This is a genomic window from Dickeya sp. Secpp 1600, from assembly GCF_003049805.1.
Classification (GTDB): domain Bacteria; phylum Pseudomonadota; class Gammaproteobacteria; order Enterobacterales; family Enterobacteriaceae; genus Dickeya; species Dickeya fangzhongdai.
In genome coordinates this window covers 4944627-4961425 of sequence record NZ_CP023484.1, presented here as the reverse complement: position 1 = coordinate 4961425, position 16799 = coordinate 4944627, and the positions used below count along the sequence as shown (strand labels likewise).

Below are 16799 nucleotides of genomic sequence, written 5' to 3'. Positions count from 1 at the left end.
TCATTTTTTTTGAAAGATATCTGCAAATAAACCCGATTTTAACGTCGCAGCAACAGGTCTATTATCACTTCCATCGAAAGCGAAGACGCTTTCACTAAAGAAACCAACCAAATTCAACGTGAAGGATATTGACCATGAAAGCTATCAAAAATATTGTTGCAGTTATCGCCCTGGCTACCGTTTCTTTCGGCACTTTTGCAGCAACTGAAGTACAGCAGTCCGCCAGCCTGTCTGTTGGCTCTGTCAGCGCCACTGCTGCTACGCTGGACGGTCTGCAAGCCAGCCTGTCTGAAAAAGCGAACGCAGCCGGTGCCAAATCGTTCCGCATCATCTCCGCCACCTCCGGTGAAAACCAGATGCGCGGCGTGGCTGAACTGTACAACTGATAACCGGTTTGCCGTTATCATGCGCAACAATGGCCGCCTTCGGGCGGCTTTGTTGTTTGGGGGGATACGCCAGTCCCGTCATTATTTGCGTTACTGGCGCAGACCCTACACGCCGTAATCAGGGCGACGTTCCGCAACATCTTGGCAGAACACACACTTAGCACCTATCTCAATAGGCTATTTTACTGTGTGGAATTAAGAAAGTTGGCATTTTAATAAAAGGATATATTTTAATACACACTCAAAAATAAATTGATTTGCAGTAATTTGGCAACCGAATGAGTCACCGGGAGCGGCATTAAATGCGGCTTGTCACGGTCCCGAAGGGATGAATCGGTAATAAAGTCAACGCATCTGTAACCCGAAATATAGTGAATGTAAAACATTCATTCACTCCATATTCATTACCAATCCTTCATTTCTCCCAAAAATAAACATTAAGTAATTTATCTTCCCAACAAAGTTAACAAAAAATCAATAAATGCGTCAGTCACGCTTTGTGACGCTGGTTAAATTAGTTATTTCAAAATGAAAACCATTCATTTCATATTTAAATGAAATGAGTTTAAAGGGTAATGGGAAACGTGACTAATATCACCAATGAAAGCAACAACAACAAAACAACATCTTTTAAATAGCATTAAATATCAATGCATTGTGAATTGAGGGGGCGGGCTTGTCGTTTCTGGCATGCGACATGCACTTATAGGGGCGTAATTAACACTGGAGATAGTTAAATGGCGTATAAAATTTTGCTTCCTCAAGAAATCATGCAAGAAGGAAGAGAATATCTGGAAAGTCGTGGTTATGAGTTAATCACAGGCTCCGGGATGGAAGAAGAAGACATTATCCGTGATATCCCGGATTGTGACGGCATTATTGTTCGTTTATCTAAAATGTCCGATCGCGTATTTGAGGCGGCGAAAAAATTGAAGGTCGTGGTGCGTCATGGCGCGGGTTACGATACTGTGGATTTAGAATCCGCGAAACGTCATGGGGTTGTTGTATTAAATGCACCACTCGCTAATAGTATGTCTGTAGCGGAGCTGGCCATATTTTATATGTTGCATTGCTCTCGTAATTTCAAGCTGGTTGAAGAAAAAATGCTTGAAGATTATTACTGGGCAAAACTGCGTACGCCAAAAGTCGAATTGGATGGAAAAACACTGGGTTTAATTGGTGTTGGTAATATCGGCTCGCGCGTAGCAGTTAAGGCGCTACATGGCTTCAATATGAAAGTCATTGCCTATGATCCGTATAAAAATCAAGACCAGGTTCCTGAAGGCGTTGAGCTGACCGACGATTTCGATCGTATTTTTAAAGAGAGTGATTTTGTTTCTCTGCATTGCCCGACAACAGCAGAAACCATGGACTTTATTGGTGAAAAACAATTCTCAATGATGAAGCAGACAGCTTATTTCATCAATACTGCGCGGGGTAAACTCGTGGATGAAAAAGCACTGTATCACGCGTTAACCAGCAATGTTATTGCAGGCGCGGGTATTGATGTTTTGAAAAAAGAACCCTTCGACCCGAACGACTCCATTTTCCAATTAAGCAATATCGTCATTGGCCCGCATATCGGTGCGGCGACCAAAGAAGCGACTGACCGCGCGTCGCTGCATTCCGCAATCGGCATTGATGAAGTGCTGTCAGGTAAAAAGCCATCCTGGCCAGTGCCGGGTTTTTAAGGAGAACGTCATGTCTATTGGTAATCGTGTTTTTACTCAGCGCCCGGTGTTTGACGTTGAATTACTGAAACATTATGAACAACTTCCGGCTGCGAATATCGCGGATACGATGAACCGAATTGCCGTACTGGGAAATGGTATTAAGCGCATATCTTCTCCCCAAAAGCCGATTATGGCGGGCTATGCCATTACGGTAAAAGCGCGTGCTGGCGATAACTTAATGTTGCACGCCGCACTGGATATGGCCACCGAGAACGATGTGATTGTGGTGTCAAATGAAGGCGATCGCTCCCGTGCATTAATGGGCGAAATTATGGTTGCCTACGCCCATTACACAAAAAAAATCGCCGGTATCGTGCTGGATGGACCTATCCGGGATATCGACGCCCTTTCAGTAATGGACTTCCCGCTCTATGCCACTGGCTCCAACCCGGCTGGCCCCTTTAAAGAAGGCCCTGGCGAAGTCAATACGCCTATTGCGGTCGGCGGTGTTGCGGTATGCCCTGGTGACCTGATTGTCGGCGATGCTGATGGCGTTATTGTCGTACCGTTGGGGGACGCCGCAGCGTTGCTGGAAAAAGCAAAGGAATATTCGAAGTTTGATGCGGGAAAAGTCGAAGCGGCTAAGAACGGCAAAGCAAATCGCGCATGGGTGAAAAAATCATTAGACGAAAAAGGCGTCGAGTTTATCGACGATGTTTACCGTTAATCTGATTAAATAATTACAAGCCACGTATCCCAATAACATACGTGGCTCTAAAGCAAAGGTAATATAAAATGCTTTATTTAAAACTCTTACCCATTGTATTTTTCCCCGTTTTATTTTGGATAACCCCGCATCCGGCAGGCGTATCGGCTCAAACCTGGGAAATGGTCGGTATTTATCTGGCAATGCTCTGCGGATTAGTTCTGCGTCCCTTTACTGATTCAGTCATTATGCTGATTATTCTGGGGATGGCTTCGTTATTCATCGAACCCGGCCCGCTGTTTGCCGGATTCGGTAGTCCGATGGTGTGGTTTATTATCAGTGCCTTTATTATTTGTAAGGCGTTCGTTATTACCGGCCTGGGTAAGCGTATCGCCTATATGCTGCTTAAGCGTTATGGCAAAAATACTCTGACTCTCGGTTATCTGATGATGGTGACGGATACGTTACTTGCACCCGCAACCGGGTCGAATATGTCCCGTTCAGGCGGTATCACTTACCCCATTTTCAGGAATATCGCAGAAGCGCTGGGCTCCAAACCGGAAGACGGAAGCCGAAAAATTGGCGCTTACCTCACGATCCTGATGTATGTGATATCTATGGGGACATCAATCCTGTTCCTGACAGGTATGGCGACTAACTCAATTACCGTTTCTCTCGCAAACGAGATTATGAAGGTGAATCTCGAGTGGATGTTATGGTTCAAGGCCGCCATTGTTCCTGCCGGACTGGTACTACTTATCGCTCCCTGGATTATCTATAAGCTCTACGCGCCGGAATTAAAAACCATCGATAACGTCAATGACATCGCCGAGCAGGGTCTGCGGGAACTGGGGCCGGTGAAGCGTGAAGAAAAACTGCTGATTGTCTTCTTCATCCTGGGTATTTTGGGCTGGATGACCGGCTCCGTCACCGGCATCGATTTTATTCCGGTGGGGCTGGCATTCCTGGCGTGTTTGCTGTTGTTCCGCGTACTGAGCTGGAATGATGTGGTCAGCGAAAAATCCGCCTGGCAAACCTTTGTCTGGTATGGCGCGTTTTACGGCTGCGCGGTCGCGCTATCAAAAGGTGGTTTTTACGTTTACCTTGTCGGCGTGATCAAGAATTATCTTGACCTGTCGCAACTGAGTGAAATCAGCGCCCTTGGCGTTCTGGTCTTTATCAGCCTTGCAGTGCGGTATTTCTTTGTGTCGAATAGCGCCTTCGTTGTTTCCTTCTACCCGGTACTGTTTACTCTGGGCATGACAACGCAGGCACATCCAATGTATGTCGCGCTTTCTCTTGCCTTCTCTGCGGGTTATGGCGCGTTGTTGACGCATTATGGCAACGGTGCGGGCGTATTCACATTCTCAAGCGGTTACGTGCCACAAAAAACTTTCTGGTTGCTTGGGACAATTATGGTACTGGTCAACGTTCTGGTCTTTTTCCTGATCGGAATTCCTTATTGGAAGCTCATCGGTATTTAATTGGGAGGGTAGAAAGATGAAACTAGATATTCTGATTAAAAACGGGCTGGTTGCTGATACCGATAATAATAACTACGTTAGTCGAAATATTGGCATCATCGGCAACCGGATCGTCGATCTCAACCACGTCGATACTTCTCAGGCTGAAACGGTTATCGATGCGGCGGGTTGTATTGTGGTACCGGGGTTGATTGATTTCCATGCGCATGTTTTTCATGGCGGGACGGCCATTAGCGTCACCCCGGACATCATCTGTTTACCCAACGGAGTAACCAGCGTGGTGGATGCGGGAAGCAGTGGCTGGGTTAATTACCCAGTTTTTCGAAATACGGTCATTAACACATCAATGGTGAAAATAAAAAGTTACCTGAATGTGGTTAATGTCGGCCTTTCAACACTGGGGGGCGGCGCTACCGGGTATCTTGAAAACACCAATCCCGCTAACTATAACGTAGAAAAAATCGCGCAAACTCTGGCGGAAAATAAAGAAAACATTCTGGGTTTGAAATTACGTTACAGTCAGGATATCGCCAGGGGTAAAAATTACGCCAGCGATCCCTTTTTCGCGTCAGTCGCACTGGCCCGGGAACTGGATACTTCGATTTGCGTACATGTCACGGACTCGTTGCTGTCAGCAGATGAGCTGATTGGTCATTTTCAAACCAACGATATTTATGCTCACTGCTTTCACGGAACGGGGAACTCAATTCTCGATGAGAAAGGAGATCTCTATCAGGCTGTTAGAGAAGCAAAAAACAGAGGCGTTATTTTCGATTGCTCAAATGGTGTGGCGCATTTTGACTTCAATGTTGCCGGTAAAGCGATGGAGCAAGGGTTTTACCCCGATATTATCAGTACCGATTTAACACAGAGAAACAGTCTGCGTACAGACAAGGTATACAGCCTGCTTTTTGTCATGTCGAAATATCTCAATATGGGGATGTCTTTCTTTGATGTTATTCGTGCTGTTACGGTTACGCCAGCGCGTCTGATGAAAATGCAAGGTCAGATTGGCACATTGCAGCCTGATGCATTTGCGGATATTTCTATCGTCAAGCTGTGCAAGCAAAAGGTCACATTCGAAGATACACGAGGAGTGAAAATAGAGGCTGACCGTTATATTGATAACTGCGCAACCATATGTAATGGGCAGATTGTTTATCGTCGTTATAGTTTCTAGTCTTCGTTGCGAGTCGTCATCGCTGTGATCCAAATTGGCTCTGTGCACATCTCTGCACAGAGCTTTTATTTTAGCACCTATCCCTCGAAGGCTAATTTCCTTGCCGTGTTGAACCCTGGTAGTATCCGACATGCTCACGGATTCCGTGTTGGTGACGGGTTACTCGCTCTGCCTGAACCATCCTGCAACCCAAATATTTAGGGTATAGATACGTGAAATGTGAAATAGGCTACAGTATTTTTTTCTATCATTGATAAAAAACGGGTTAACTATATAATTGTATTGTGCTGTTTGGTATAAAATACGGTGGGAATATGAAAAATAATGAGATCGTGATTTTTTCAGTTTCAAAAACGATTACTCAACGAATTTCCAACGTGTTGATTGAAAGAGAGTTAGATATTCCCCTCTACGAAATTCATTATTTTGATGTTGTGGAAAATGCGCTTGATCTTATTCGTGGTGGAACGAAGATAATTATTAGTCGTGGGGGCACTGCGGCACTGTTAAGAAGTAATGTTAATATTCCCGTTGTTGAAATAGCACATGATTTTCATGGTATTTATCGAATCATTCGTGAGGCGAAAAATCAATCGCAAAAAATTGCTGCTGTAGGGTTCCCTCAATTCTGCAATGTCCTTAGACATTATCAGAATATGACGAATGAAGAGTTAAAAATATGTCAGGTATACAACCATTACGATATTGAAAGTGTAGTGAAAAACCTTGCGGAAAATGATTATCAGTTGGTCATCGGTGGGCTTGCCGTTGCTGAGATGGCCAAAAAATATGATCTTAATGTCGTCATGGGGGATACGGACAATATATCTATTGAGCAGGCACTGAATGAGGCGTTTAGCCTGTTAAAATATATCAATAAAGAAAATGAAAAACTCTCGATGAGTTATTCAGCGTTGAACCAGTCTAGAGAAGCTATCATGTGCATAGATCAGACTGGAGAAGTTATTAGTATAAACTCCAAAGGGCTTGCATTATTTCAATGCAATCCTGGTGATAAGATCTTCAAAAAAGAAGTTTTTAAAGATATTTTTGGAAGCATCATAAAAGAAATTGATGTTAAAGATCTGGTCATGGAGATTGATGGTGAGTTGATACATGTAACTATTAAACATTTCTCGCATAAACAAAATTTCTATAGCGTGATAACTGGACTTAAACAAGATGGTTCACTGTGGTTAAATTCGCGTGGTAATAAGAAAAATAACCTTAAAGGATTTGCCGCTACTTACTTTTTCTCCGATATTATAGGTAAGTCAGAGGTTATTTCTAAGGTGATTGAAAGAGCAAGGCTATATGCTCATCACGATTTACCCGTTAACATTTTTGGTGACACGGGAACGGGTAAGGAATTATTCGCACAGAGTATTCATAATGCCAGCGTCAGGTGCGCAGAACCATTTATTGCCATCAATTGTGCAGCAATCCCTGAAAGTATTCTTGAGAGCGAACTGTTTGGTTATGCAGACGGTGCATTTACAAATGCCAGAAAGGGTGGAAAACCTGGTATATTTGAAATGGCGATGAATGGTACTGTTTTTATTGATGAGATTAGTGAAGCCCCGCTATCAGTACAAGTGAAATTATTAAGAGTATTGCAGGAAAAGAAATTTACGCGCCTTGGTGGTGATTCTCTGATTTCTGCTGATTTTCGTCTAATAACTGCCAGTAATAAGGATCTGAGTGAACTGGTAAAATCAGGGAGTTTCAGGCAGGATTTGTATTATCGAATTAATATACTTGAATTAAAGTTGCCTGCTTTACATGAAAGATCTGATGATGTAATGCTGATTATTAATGATCTGCTATCCCGGCATGGTAAGAATCTAACATTCACTAATGATGCTATAGATTTTCTTAATAATTATACCTGGCCAGGGAATATTCGAGAATTACAGGCGATGATATACAGATTAATCGTTTTGATTAATGGAGATGTCGTTGATAAGAGTGTTCTACATAATATAATTAAAATTTCTTCATCTAATATAAATTATTTTACTGAAAATCAGGACTCTGGCGAGATAGATTTATTGAAAAAACAAGAGAAAAAACTTATTGCCAGTATAATAAAGAAAACAGACGGTGATCGTGCGAGAGCCTCTGTAATTCTTGGCATAAGTCCAACTACACTCTGGAGAAAAATAAAAGAATATAAAATAAACGGCTGATAATCCCGTTTATAGCTTAAATAATTCGGGTTGCATACGCTCCACTTACCCCAGCGCCTGCGCACACGCCCAGGCGGAGCTCCAGGCCCACTGGAAGTTGTAACCGCCGAGCCAGCCGGTGACGTCCACCACTTCACCGATGAAGTACAGCCCCGGCACTTTGCCGGCTTCCATCGTTTTTGACGACAGTTCGCGGGTATCGACGCCGCCGAGCGTCACTTCCGCCGTGCGATAGCCTTCGGTGCCGTTAGGCTGTACCCGCCACTGTTGCAGCGTGGTTTCCACCTCGGCCTGCTGTGGCTTGTTGAGCTGTTTTAGCGTGACGTCCGGTAACTGCCCCAGCGCCTGCAGGCATTCCACCAGCCGCTTCGGCAGCCACTGAGCTAATGTGTTTTTCAGGCTCTGGTTCGGATGCGCCAGACGTTCGTTGTTAAGGCATTCGGTCAGATCAAGGTTCGGCAACAGGTTGATGGTGACGAATTCTCCCGGCTGCCAATAGCTGGACAGCTGTAGGATCGCCGGGCCGGACAGGCCGCGGTGAGTAAACAGAATATTTTCGCGGAAGGTGGTGCCGTTTTCGGCCGTGACCACCGCCGGCACCGACACGCCGGAGAGCGTCTGCAACTGTTCCAGCAGCGGCTTATGTAGGGTAAACGGCACCAGCGCGGCGCGGGTCGGTAATACGTTGAGGCCAAACTGCGTCGCCAGTTGATAACCGAACGGCGTAGCGCCCAGCCCCGGCATCGACAGCCCGCCGCTGGCGATCACTAGCGCCGGCGCCTGTACCACCCCGGTGTTGAGCTTCACCAGGAACCGATCGGTTTTTTCCACCGACAGCACCTCGCTGCGCAGACGCAGCGTCACCTTACCGGTTTCGCACTCTTTCATCAGCATATCGACAATCTGCTGCGCGGAATCGTCGCAGAACAGTTGGCCGAGGGTTTTTTCGTGATACGCGATGCCGTGGCGGTTTACCAGGCTGATGAAATCCCATTGGGTGTAGCGGGCGAGGGCGGATTTGCAAAAGTGTGGGTTGCTCGACAGGTAGGCTGCCGGCTCGGCGTACATATTGGTGAAGTTGCAGCGCCCGCCGCCGGACATCAGAATCTTGCGGCCCGGTTTTTTGCCGTTGTCCACCAGCAGCGCCCGCAGTCCTTTCTGGCCTGCCTGCGCCGCACAGAACAGCCCGGCCGCGCCCGCGCCAATGATGATTACGTCAAACTGTTCCACATTACTCTCCCGTTGTTCCGCCATGCCATTGCCCCACAGGGCGGCCGATTATAGGCGATGTCCCGACGCCGGTCATCGCCCAGGTGCGCCTTGTTCCTTGCGCCATGCTGCGCTGCCGCCGTTTGCCGGTAACAAAGTGTGTGGAGGGGTAAAAACAATAATGCCTTGATTTTAATTAACTAAAACATTGTCACCGGCAAGAATGGCGTAAATTAAGTCAAAATAATGTCATATTTTGCTTTTCCCGTTTCCGCTTGTCGCCGATAATGCGCCGCGTTCATGACCACTACATGGCCTAACACTTATGCTACATTTATTTGCCGGGCTTGATTTCCACACCGGTCTGATGCTGGTTCTCGCTCTGCTATTTGTTCTGTTCTACGAAGCCATTAACGGCTTTCACGATACCGCCAACGCGGTAGCCACTGTTATCTATACCCGTGCGATGCGTGCCCAACTGGCGGTTGTCATGGCCGGGGTTTTCAACTTTCTCGGGGTATTGCTGGGCGGGCTGAGCGTTGCGTACGCCATTGTTCACCTGCTGCCGACCGATCTGCTGCTGAACGTTAGCTCGACCCACGGGCTGGCGATGGTGTTTTCCATGCTGCTGGCGGCGATCATCTGGAACCTGGGAACCTGGTATTTCGGGCTGCCTGCTTCCAGTTCGCATACGCTGATCGGTTCCATTATCGGTATCGGTCTGACCAATGCGTTGGTGACCCATACGTCGGTGGTGGATGCGCTCAATATTCCCAAAATGGTCAGTATCTTCCTGTCGCTGCTGGTGTCGCCTGTGGTCGGCATGATCATCGCCGGGTTGATGGTGTATCTGCTGCGTCGTTACTGGAGCAGTAATAAGAAGCGCCAACGCGTTCACCTGACGCCGGCCGAGCGCGAAAAACAGGACGGTAAGCGCAAACCGCCGTTCTGGACCCGTACCGCGCTGATCCTGTCTGCGGTGGGCGTGAGCTTCTCGCATGGCGCGAACGACGGTCAGAAAGGCATCGGTCTGATCATGTTGGTGCTGATTGGCGTGGCGCCGGCCGGATTTATGCTGAACATGAATGCGTCCGGTTACGATATCAGCCGCACCCGCGACGCGGTGGTGAACCTGCAGACATACTACCAGTCTCACAGCGCGGCGCTGACGCATGTGATCGACCTGTCGCATCCGGTGATTCCGGCGCCGGAAAACGTGATTCCGTCCACCGGCAATAAACCGGATTTTCACTGTGATACCTCCCGCGCGATGATCGCCATCGATCGCGTGCAGGTGCTGCTGAATAACGTCAAAAGCTACGATGAACTGGCGGCGGATGACCGCGCCCGCGCTCGCCGCTTGCTGATGTGCATCGCCGATACGCTGGATCGCGTCGTCAAGCTGCCGGAAACCCCGTCTGACGACAAACGCCTGCTTAACAATCTGCGCAGCGATTTGCTGTACACGGTGGAATATGCGCCGCTGTGGATTATCGTTGCGGTGGCGCTGGCGCTGTCGCTCGGCACGATGGTGGGCTGGAAGCGCGTGGCGGTGACCATCGGCGAGAAGATTGGCAGAAAAGGCATGACCTATGCGCAGGGCGTTTCGGCGCAGGTGACGGCGGCGATGTCCATCGGTATCGCCAGCTATACCGGCATGCCGGTCTCCACGACTCACGTACTCTCGTCCGCGGTGGCCGGAACCATGATTGTAGATGGCGGCGGCGTACAGGGGAAAACCGTGAAAAGCATTCTGCTGGCCTGGGTGTTTACCCTGCCGGTATCAATGTTGCTCTCCGGCGTGCTGTACTGGCTGGCGCTGAAGCTGATCTGACTCGGCACGGTGATAAAGCCGTAGCGGGTATAAGTATAAGAAAGGCGGCCATCAGGCCGCCTTTCTGCTGTCAGGGCATAGGGTTGGGGTTGATAGAAACACGACCGGTTTACGCTGCCGGGCCGCCTCAGTGCCAGATGATCAAGGCAATGAGACTGACCACAATCAGCCCGCACAAGGCGGAGGTCAGCAGAAACTGACCGCGCACCCGCGCGCAGCGACGGATGAACTCGGGGTCGTGATGATCAAGATAACGTTGTGCGTAGATGTAGCGAACCAACCGCAACTGTTTACTGGGCTGACCGTGGGAGGTAAAAAAACCGCCCCCGTCCACATACTGGTACAGTAGCGGATCGCAGTCTCTCAGTATCAGCAGCAGCACTCGTAACGAAGAATAATATCGCGCCATATTGATGACACAGACGACACATAAAGCCCAGAAAAGCGCAAATGTACTAATCATCATGCTTCCCTCCCGGATTATGACCCATCAGATGCTTTCACGTGTCGAGTCCTGCCGACATCACATCTGTGGGTATTTATGCCACACGTTATTCACGCGATGTTATGGGGCTGCCAGACCATGGCGAGTTGCCCGGGTGTTCTTCTTCACCGCTGTATCCTTGCCTGGAGAAGGGCCTGCAGGGTCCCCCTCAATTTCATTGTAGAAGAGCCTTGCGTTTTTTTTCCATATCTGACGTAAGGTTCCTGAAAGCAAAAAACATCACGACTTCTTTTGATCTGACACCGGCTTTCTCCTCCGTAGGTCGCGCCCTTTTCAACTACACTTTGCATACGGGCGGGAGGTTTCACCGTTATAAGCGATAAACCGTCATCAGCTATAAACAGTATCGGCGCAGATGGACGGTCGCTTCAGGGCAAGTAGTTACCAGTATCCGCAGAACCGTTACAAAATATGTGGCGTTGTGATCTGTTGAACATAACCCGGAATCAGCGGGGTGCTATGCTCATTACAGCCATCGGTTATCAGACTGGCAGGAGAAATATCTGCTGACCCATCAGTTAGTCATTACGGAAGGAGCTTATCATGGCTTACAAACACATCCTTATCGCGGTCGACCTGTCACCGGAAAGTAAGGTGTTAGTGGAAAAAGCGGTTTCCATGGCGCGACCGTATGATGCCAAAGTCTCTTTGATCCATGTTGACGTGAATTACTCCGATCTCTACACCGGGCTGATCGATGTCAACCTGGGCGACATGCAGCAACGTATTTCCGAAGAAACCCAGAATGCCCTGAGGGAACTGGCGGAAAACGCTGGCTATCCGATCTCGGAAACCCTGAGCGGCAGCGGCGATCTGGGCCAGGTGTTGGTTGACGCCATCCGCAAGTATGATGTCGACCTGGTGCTGTGCGGTCATCATCAGGATTTCTGGAGCAAACTGATGTCGTCCGCGCGCCAGCTGATCAATACGGTGCACATCGACATGCTGATTGTGCCGCTGCGTGAAGAAGAGGAATAAGCCGCCCGAAGCGGCTCTGATAAGGGTCGGGTGAGCAGGCGGATACGAATAAGGCATAGCCATTCGGCTATGCCTTTTGCGTGATGGGGTTCCGCCAGGTGATCAATGAATACGGAACACCTGCACCAGTTGCGCCAGTTGCCGGGCCTGATCTTCCAGTGAAGCGGCGGCGGCTGTGGCTTGCTGTACCAGCGCGGCGTTTTGCTGGGTGACGCCGTCCATTTCATGCACCGCCTGCGTCACCTGACTGATACCGCGGGATTGCTCGTCGGACGCGGCGACAATCTCGCTCATGATGTCGTTGACCGACGTCACGGCGGTCAGCATGTCCCGCATGGTTTTCCCGGCGCTTTCCACCATGCCGACCCCATGACCGACCCGTTCGGCGGATTCGCCGATCAGCGCGGTGATGTCTTTTACCGCATCGGCGCTGCGCTGGGCCAGACTGCGCACCTCGCCGGCCACCACCGCGAAACCGCGACCCTGTTCGCCGGCGCGGGCCGCTTCCACCGCCGCATTGAGCGCCAGAATGTTGGTCTGAAAAGCAATGCTGCTGATGATGCCGGTGATCTCGCTGATTTTCTTCGAGCTTTCATCAATGCTGCCCATGACGCTGACCACCTGACCCACAATTTCGTCGCCGCGCTGGGCGATGTGCGCCGCGTTCTGCGTCAGTCGGGTGGCGCTGTGCGCGTTATCGGCGTTTTGTTTCACGGTAGCGGTGATCTGTTCCATGCTGGCGGCGGTTTCTTCCAGCGCCGCCGCCTGCTGTTCGGTACGGGACGCCAAATCGACGTTGCCGGCTGAGATTTCCACCGCACCGTGACTGACCGACTCGCTGGTGCTCATCAGTTGTTCCACGATGCTGCGTAGCTGCTGCTGCATTTCCGACATCGCATAGAAGATGCTGCTGGTGTCTTTGGGTTGGACCGGGATGTGGAGCGTCAGGTCGCCTTGCGCCACCGCCAGCGCGATCGCCGCCGCTTCCACCGGTTCGCCGCCCACCGGGCGCAGCACCTTGCGGGTGAAGATCAGGCCAATCACCCCGGACACCACCAGAATGCTAAGCAGGGTCATGAGTGCGCCGATGTAACGCAGCCGCACCGATTCGGCCATCACCACCTGTTCCGGCACGCTCACCCCCAGCATCCACGGCGTGCCGGTATTGCCGATGGCGATCGGCACGTAGGCATTCATCATGTCGGCGTTGGTGAAGCTATTGAAACGCTGCCGGTTATAGGGCTTGCCCGCGGCGATGCTATCCATCAGCGGCGGGTCGCCCTCCAGTTTTTTGGCGATGCGCGCCTTGTCCGGATGGGCGATGTAGGTGCCGGAGGCGGAGTACATCGTGGCGTAACCGGCGCCCTGATAAGGTTTGATGCCGTTGACCATCTGCTGCAGCGTATCCAGCGAGAAGTCGGCGGTTACCGAACCGTAGAATTTGCCGTCAATCATGATCGGCACCGCAATCGAGGTCAGCAGTACGTCGACGCCGTTATAGGGGTAGCTATAGGGTTCGAGAATCACCTCTTTTTGCAGTTTGCGCGGCAGCAGATAGTAATCGCCGCTGCCGGGCGTTTCGTAATCGGTCAGGTTGTGCAGCGCCACTTTACCGGCGTTGTCGCGGTCAACGTAGCGCACAAACCGGCCCTTCGGGTCCTGCTCCGGCTGGCTGGCGTACTGTTGGTCTTTGCCGTCAAAGGCGTTCGGCTCCCATGCCAGCGACATCGACAGCAAATCCGGGTGGCTTTTGAGCGCGTTTTTCAGCAACAGCTCGGCGGTGGCGCGGTCCGGCGCGCCGGTTTCCCGCAGGCTGGTCACGCTCTGCGCCAGGTCGCGGGCGGCAAACAGCGCGATATCGAGCCGGTTCTGCACCGAATAGGCGCTGGTGTAGGCGGTTTGTTCCAGTAGTTGTTGGGCGGTGTTTTTTTGTTGCTGGCCGGATTGCCACAGCAGAAAACCAATAGTAAGGATAAAGCCGCAGGTAATGATGAAAACCGTGGTAATCAGCACCAGCGCGCGGGTAGACAGTTTTTTCTTCCCGGCGGTGGAGGGAGAAACCAGAGGCGTCTGGGTAGAGGAAGTATGGGAAACCAGCTCAATGGACATGATGAGAACTCCCCTGTGTGAAGCCATTCAATGGATGAAAGAAAAATCAACAGCAGGTGAACGTGTGCAGCCTGAACCATGTCCCTATTGTGAACTGCATCACATTTATAATATCGGCCAGCGTAGAGGGGGCTTTAATGTAGGAGCCATGAAACTGACGCTGTTTTTCTGGCTTCGCCCGGCGAAATCGCGCTAGCATGCAGGGAGTTGAACTGATTATTGGGGAAATTCATGGCGATAAAACTGATTGCGATTGATATGGACGGCACGCTGCTGACGCCGGAAAATCAAATCTCGCCAGTGGTGAAACAGGCGATTGTCGCCGCACGCGAAAAAGGCGTCTATGTGGCGCTGGCTACCGGGCGTCCGTTCATCGGCGTCGAGCGCTATCTGCAACAGCTGGGCCTGCAGCAGGACGGACATTACTGCATCACCAATAACGGCGCGCTGGTGCAACGCACGGCGACGGGCGAATGTGTGGCGCAAACCACGCTGAGCTTTGAGGATTACCTCCATTTCGAGGCGCTGTCGCGTGAGCTGGGCGTGCACTTCCATGCGCTTGATTTCAATTATGTTTACACCGCCAACAAAGACATCAGCGCCTACACGGTGCATGAGTCCCATCTGACCAGCATGCCGCTGAAATACCGGGCGGTGGAGGAAATGGACCCTGGTCTGCGTTTCCCGAAAGTGATGATGATTGACGAACCCGAGTTACTGGATGCCGCTATCGCTCGCATTCCGCGCGAAGATTTCACGCGTTACACCATCATGAAAAGCGCCGCTTTCTATCTGGAGATTCTGGACCAGCGCGTGAATAAAGGCGAAGGGGTGAAAATGCTGGCGCAGCACCTTGGCCTTGAACGTGATGAAGTGATGGCGCTGGGCGATCAGGAAAACGATCTGGCGATGATTGAGTTCGCCGGGCTGGGTGTGGCGATGGGCAATGCTATCGACGCGGTCAAGGCGGCGAGCCAGTTTGTCACCAAATCTAATAGTGAAGACGGCGTGGCTTACGCTATCGAGAAGTTTGTGTTGAATGTCTGACCCGCGCGGGCCAGACATATATACCCGTCATACTTCAAGCTGCAGATGCGTTGGCTTTATTACTCGGCCCATCCCTGGGCCTCGCCCCTTCGGGGCCGCGGTAAACCGCGTTCAACGCTGCTCCCGGCAGCGTTGTCGCTCACCCCAGTCACTTACTTGAGTAAGCTCCTGGGGATTCGCTGCGTCGCCGCGTTACAAGGCTCATTCTGAGCCTTGCCCTAAAGGGCCAACGCGTGGCGTTGTTCAACACGCGAGCGTGTTGTCCTGCAACTTGAATTATTTAGGGTATAGGGGAGTGTGCGGATCAGTCGTTAAAGAACGTCTGTTTGATCGCCAGTTCGACGCCGCGCACTTCCGCCAGCCCTTTTAGCCGCCCGATGGCGGAATAACCGGGGTTGGTTTTCTTCTTCAGGTCATCCAGCATCTGGTGGCCGTGATCGGGGCGCATCGGAATGGCACGGGTGTTGCCCTGCTGACGGCGGCGGTGTTCTTCCGCCAGAATCGCTTTCACCACTTTCACCATGTCCACATCGCCATGCAGGTGCGCGGCTTCGTGGAAGCTTTTCGGGTTGTCTTCGCGGCAGGTAGCGCGCAAATGGGTAAAGTGGATGCGGTCGGCGAAGGTTTCGATCATCTTCACCAGATCGTTGTCCGCCCGCACGCCGTAAGACCCGGTGCACATGGTGAAACCGTTATGGATGCTGTCCACGGCGTCTTTCAGCCACTGCATATCTTCAATGGTGGACACGATGCGCGGCAGGCCGAGAATCGGACGCGGCGGATCGTCCGGATGCACCGCCAATACGATGCCGGCTTCTTCCGCCACCGGCACAATCGCCCGCAGGAATTCAGCCATGTGCTCACGCAATTTCGCCTTGTCGATGCCGTCGTACTGCGCCAGCTGGGCGCGGAACTGTTCCAGCGTATACCCTTCTTCGGCGCCCGGCAGACCGGCGATAATATTGCGGGTCAGCTTGTCTTTGTCCGCGTCGGTCATGGCGGCGAAATAGGCGGCGGCCTGGCGTTGTTCGTCGTCGGTGTAGTCGGCGGCGGCGCCTGCGCGCTGGAGCAGGTGCAGTTCGAAGGCGGCGAAGGCGGTGTGGTCAAAACGCAGCGCCCGGGAGCCGTCCGGCAGCGGGTATTCCAGGTCGGTACGGGTCCAGTCCAGCACCGGCATAAAGTTGTAGCACACGGTATCGATGCCGCAGGCGCCGAGATTACGCAGCGACTGCTGATAGTTGGCGATGTAGCGGCGGTAGTCGCCGGTCTGGGTTTTGATGGCTTCGTGCACCGGCACGCTTTCCACCACCGACCAGATCAACCCTTTTTCAGCCAGTTGCGCCTGGCGTTTCTTAATCTCTTCAACGCTCCACACTTCGCCATTCGGGATGTGATGCAGAGCGGTGACGATACCGGTCGCGCCCGCCTGGCGGGCATCATCCAGCGACACCGGATCGTTGGGGCCGTACCAGCGCCAGGTGTGTTCCATAAAGTAGCTC

Annotated in this window: 13 protein-coding genes; 9 read left to right on the top strand and 4 right to left on the bottom strand. The window is 51.1% G+C overall.

Features of this window, described 5'->3' with window-relative positions:
- Positions 1-134 precede the first annotated feature (134 nt).
- From CPA59_RS22150 to CPA59_RS22125, 6 genes are all read left to right on the top strand, one after another.
- Complete coding sequence (locus CPA59_RS22150; RefSeq protein WP_038917381.1) at positions 135-386, top strand: DUF1471 domain-containing protein; 252 nt, start codon at positions 135-137, stop codon at positions 384-386.
- A gap of 737 nt (positions 387-1123) precedes the next feature.
- On the top strand, positions 1124-2077 hold the full coding sequence (locus CPA59_RS22145) for a hydroxyacid dehydrogenase (protein WP_049853812.1): 954 nt from the start codon (positions 1124-1126) through the stop codon (positions 2075-2077).
- 10 nt (positions 2078-2087) lie between these two features.
- The gene (locus CPA59_RS22140; RefSeq protein ID WP_049853811.1) at positions 2088-2786 is read left to right on the top strand and encodes an RraA family protein; all 699 of its coding nucleotides are present in this window, start codon (positions 2088-2090) and stop codon (positions 2784-2786) included.
- 68 nt (positions 2787-2854) lie between these two features.
- The gene (locus CPA59_RS22135) at positions 2855-4249 is read left to right on the top strand and encodes a DASS family sodium-coupled anion symporter (protein WP_049853810.1); all 1395 of its coding nucleotides are present in this window, start codon (positions 2855-2857) and stop codon (positions 4247-4249) included.
- A 16-nt stretch (positions 4250-4265) separates the two neighbouring features.
- A complete protein-coding gene (locus CPA59_RS22130; protein WP_107760706.1) occupies positions 4266-5429 on the top strand; it encodes a metallo-dependent hydrolase in 1164 nt (387 codons plus the stop codon).
- A gap of 314 nt (positions 5430-5743) precedes the next feature.
- Positions 5744-7618: a sigma 54-interacting transcriptional regulator gene (locus tag CPA59_RS22125; RefSeq protein WP_107760705.1), complete on the top strand. Its 1875-nt coding sequence runs from the start codon at positions 5744-5746 to the stop codon at positions 7616-7618.
- Between the two features lie 45 nt (positions 7619-7663).
- Here CPA59_RS22125 and CPA59_RS22120 read toward each other — a convergent pair whose 3' ends face one another.
- A complete protein-coding gene (locus CPA59_RS22120; protein WP_038920749.1) occupies positions 7664-8848 on the bottom strand; it encodes an NAD(P)/FAD-dependent oxidoreductase in 1185 nt (394 codons plus the stop codon).
- 304 nt (positions 8849-9152) lie between these two features.
- Here CPA59_RS22120 and pitA point away from each other — a divergent pair, with 304 nt between their 5' ends.
- Entirely contained in the window at positions 9153-10661 is a 1509-nt protein-coding gene (pitA, locus tag CPA59_RS22115; RefSeq protein ID WP_038917382.1) for an inorganic phosphate transporter PitA, read from the top strand.
- Positions 10662-10788: 127 nt separating this feature from the next.
- Here pitA and uspB read toward each other — a convergent pair whose 3' ends face one another.
- Positions 10789-11124 (bottom strand): universal stress protein UspB, encoded by a 336-nt coding sequence (gene uspB, locus CPA59_RS22110; protein WP_038920750.1) that lies wholly within the window; start codon positions 11122-11124, stop codon positions 10789-10791.
- Positions 11125-11709: 585 nt separating this feature from the next.
- Here uspB and uspA point away from each other — a divergent pair.
- Positions 11710-12144, top strand: a complete 435-nt coding sequence (uspA, locus tag CPA59_RS22105; RefSeq protein WP_038917384.1) for a universal stress protein UspA — start codon at positions 11710-11712, stop codon at positions 12142-12144.
- 102 nt (positions 12145-12246) lie between these two features.
- Here the strand turns inward: uspA and CPA59_RS22100 are convergent, their stop codons facing one another.
- Complete coding sequence (locus CPA59_RS22100) at positions 12247-14253, bottom strand: methyl-accepting chemotaxis protein (protein ID WP_100850334.1); 2007 nt, start codon at positions 14251-14253, stop codon at positions 12247-12249.
- Between the two features lie 231 nt (positions 14254-14484).
- Here CPA59_RS22100 and yidA point away from each other — a divergent pair, with 231 nt between their 5' ends.
- Positions 14485-15300, top strand: a complete 816-nt coding sequence (yidA, locus tag CPA59_RS22095; protein WP_038917387.1) for a sugar-phosphatase — start codon at positions 14485-14487, stop codon at positions 15298-15300.
- Positions 15301-15604: 304 nt separating this feature from the next.
- On the opposite strand, the gene uxuA is transcribed toward yidA, so the two are convergent.
- Positions 15605-16789 (bottom strand): mannonate dehydratase, encoded by a 1185-nt coding sequence (gene uxuA, locus CPA59_RS22085; RefSeq protein ID WP_038917388.1) that lies wholly within the window; start codon positions 16787-16789, stop codon positions 15605-15607.
- Positions 16790-16799 lie beyond the last annotated feature (10 nt).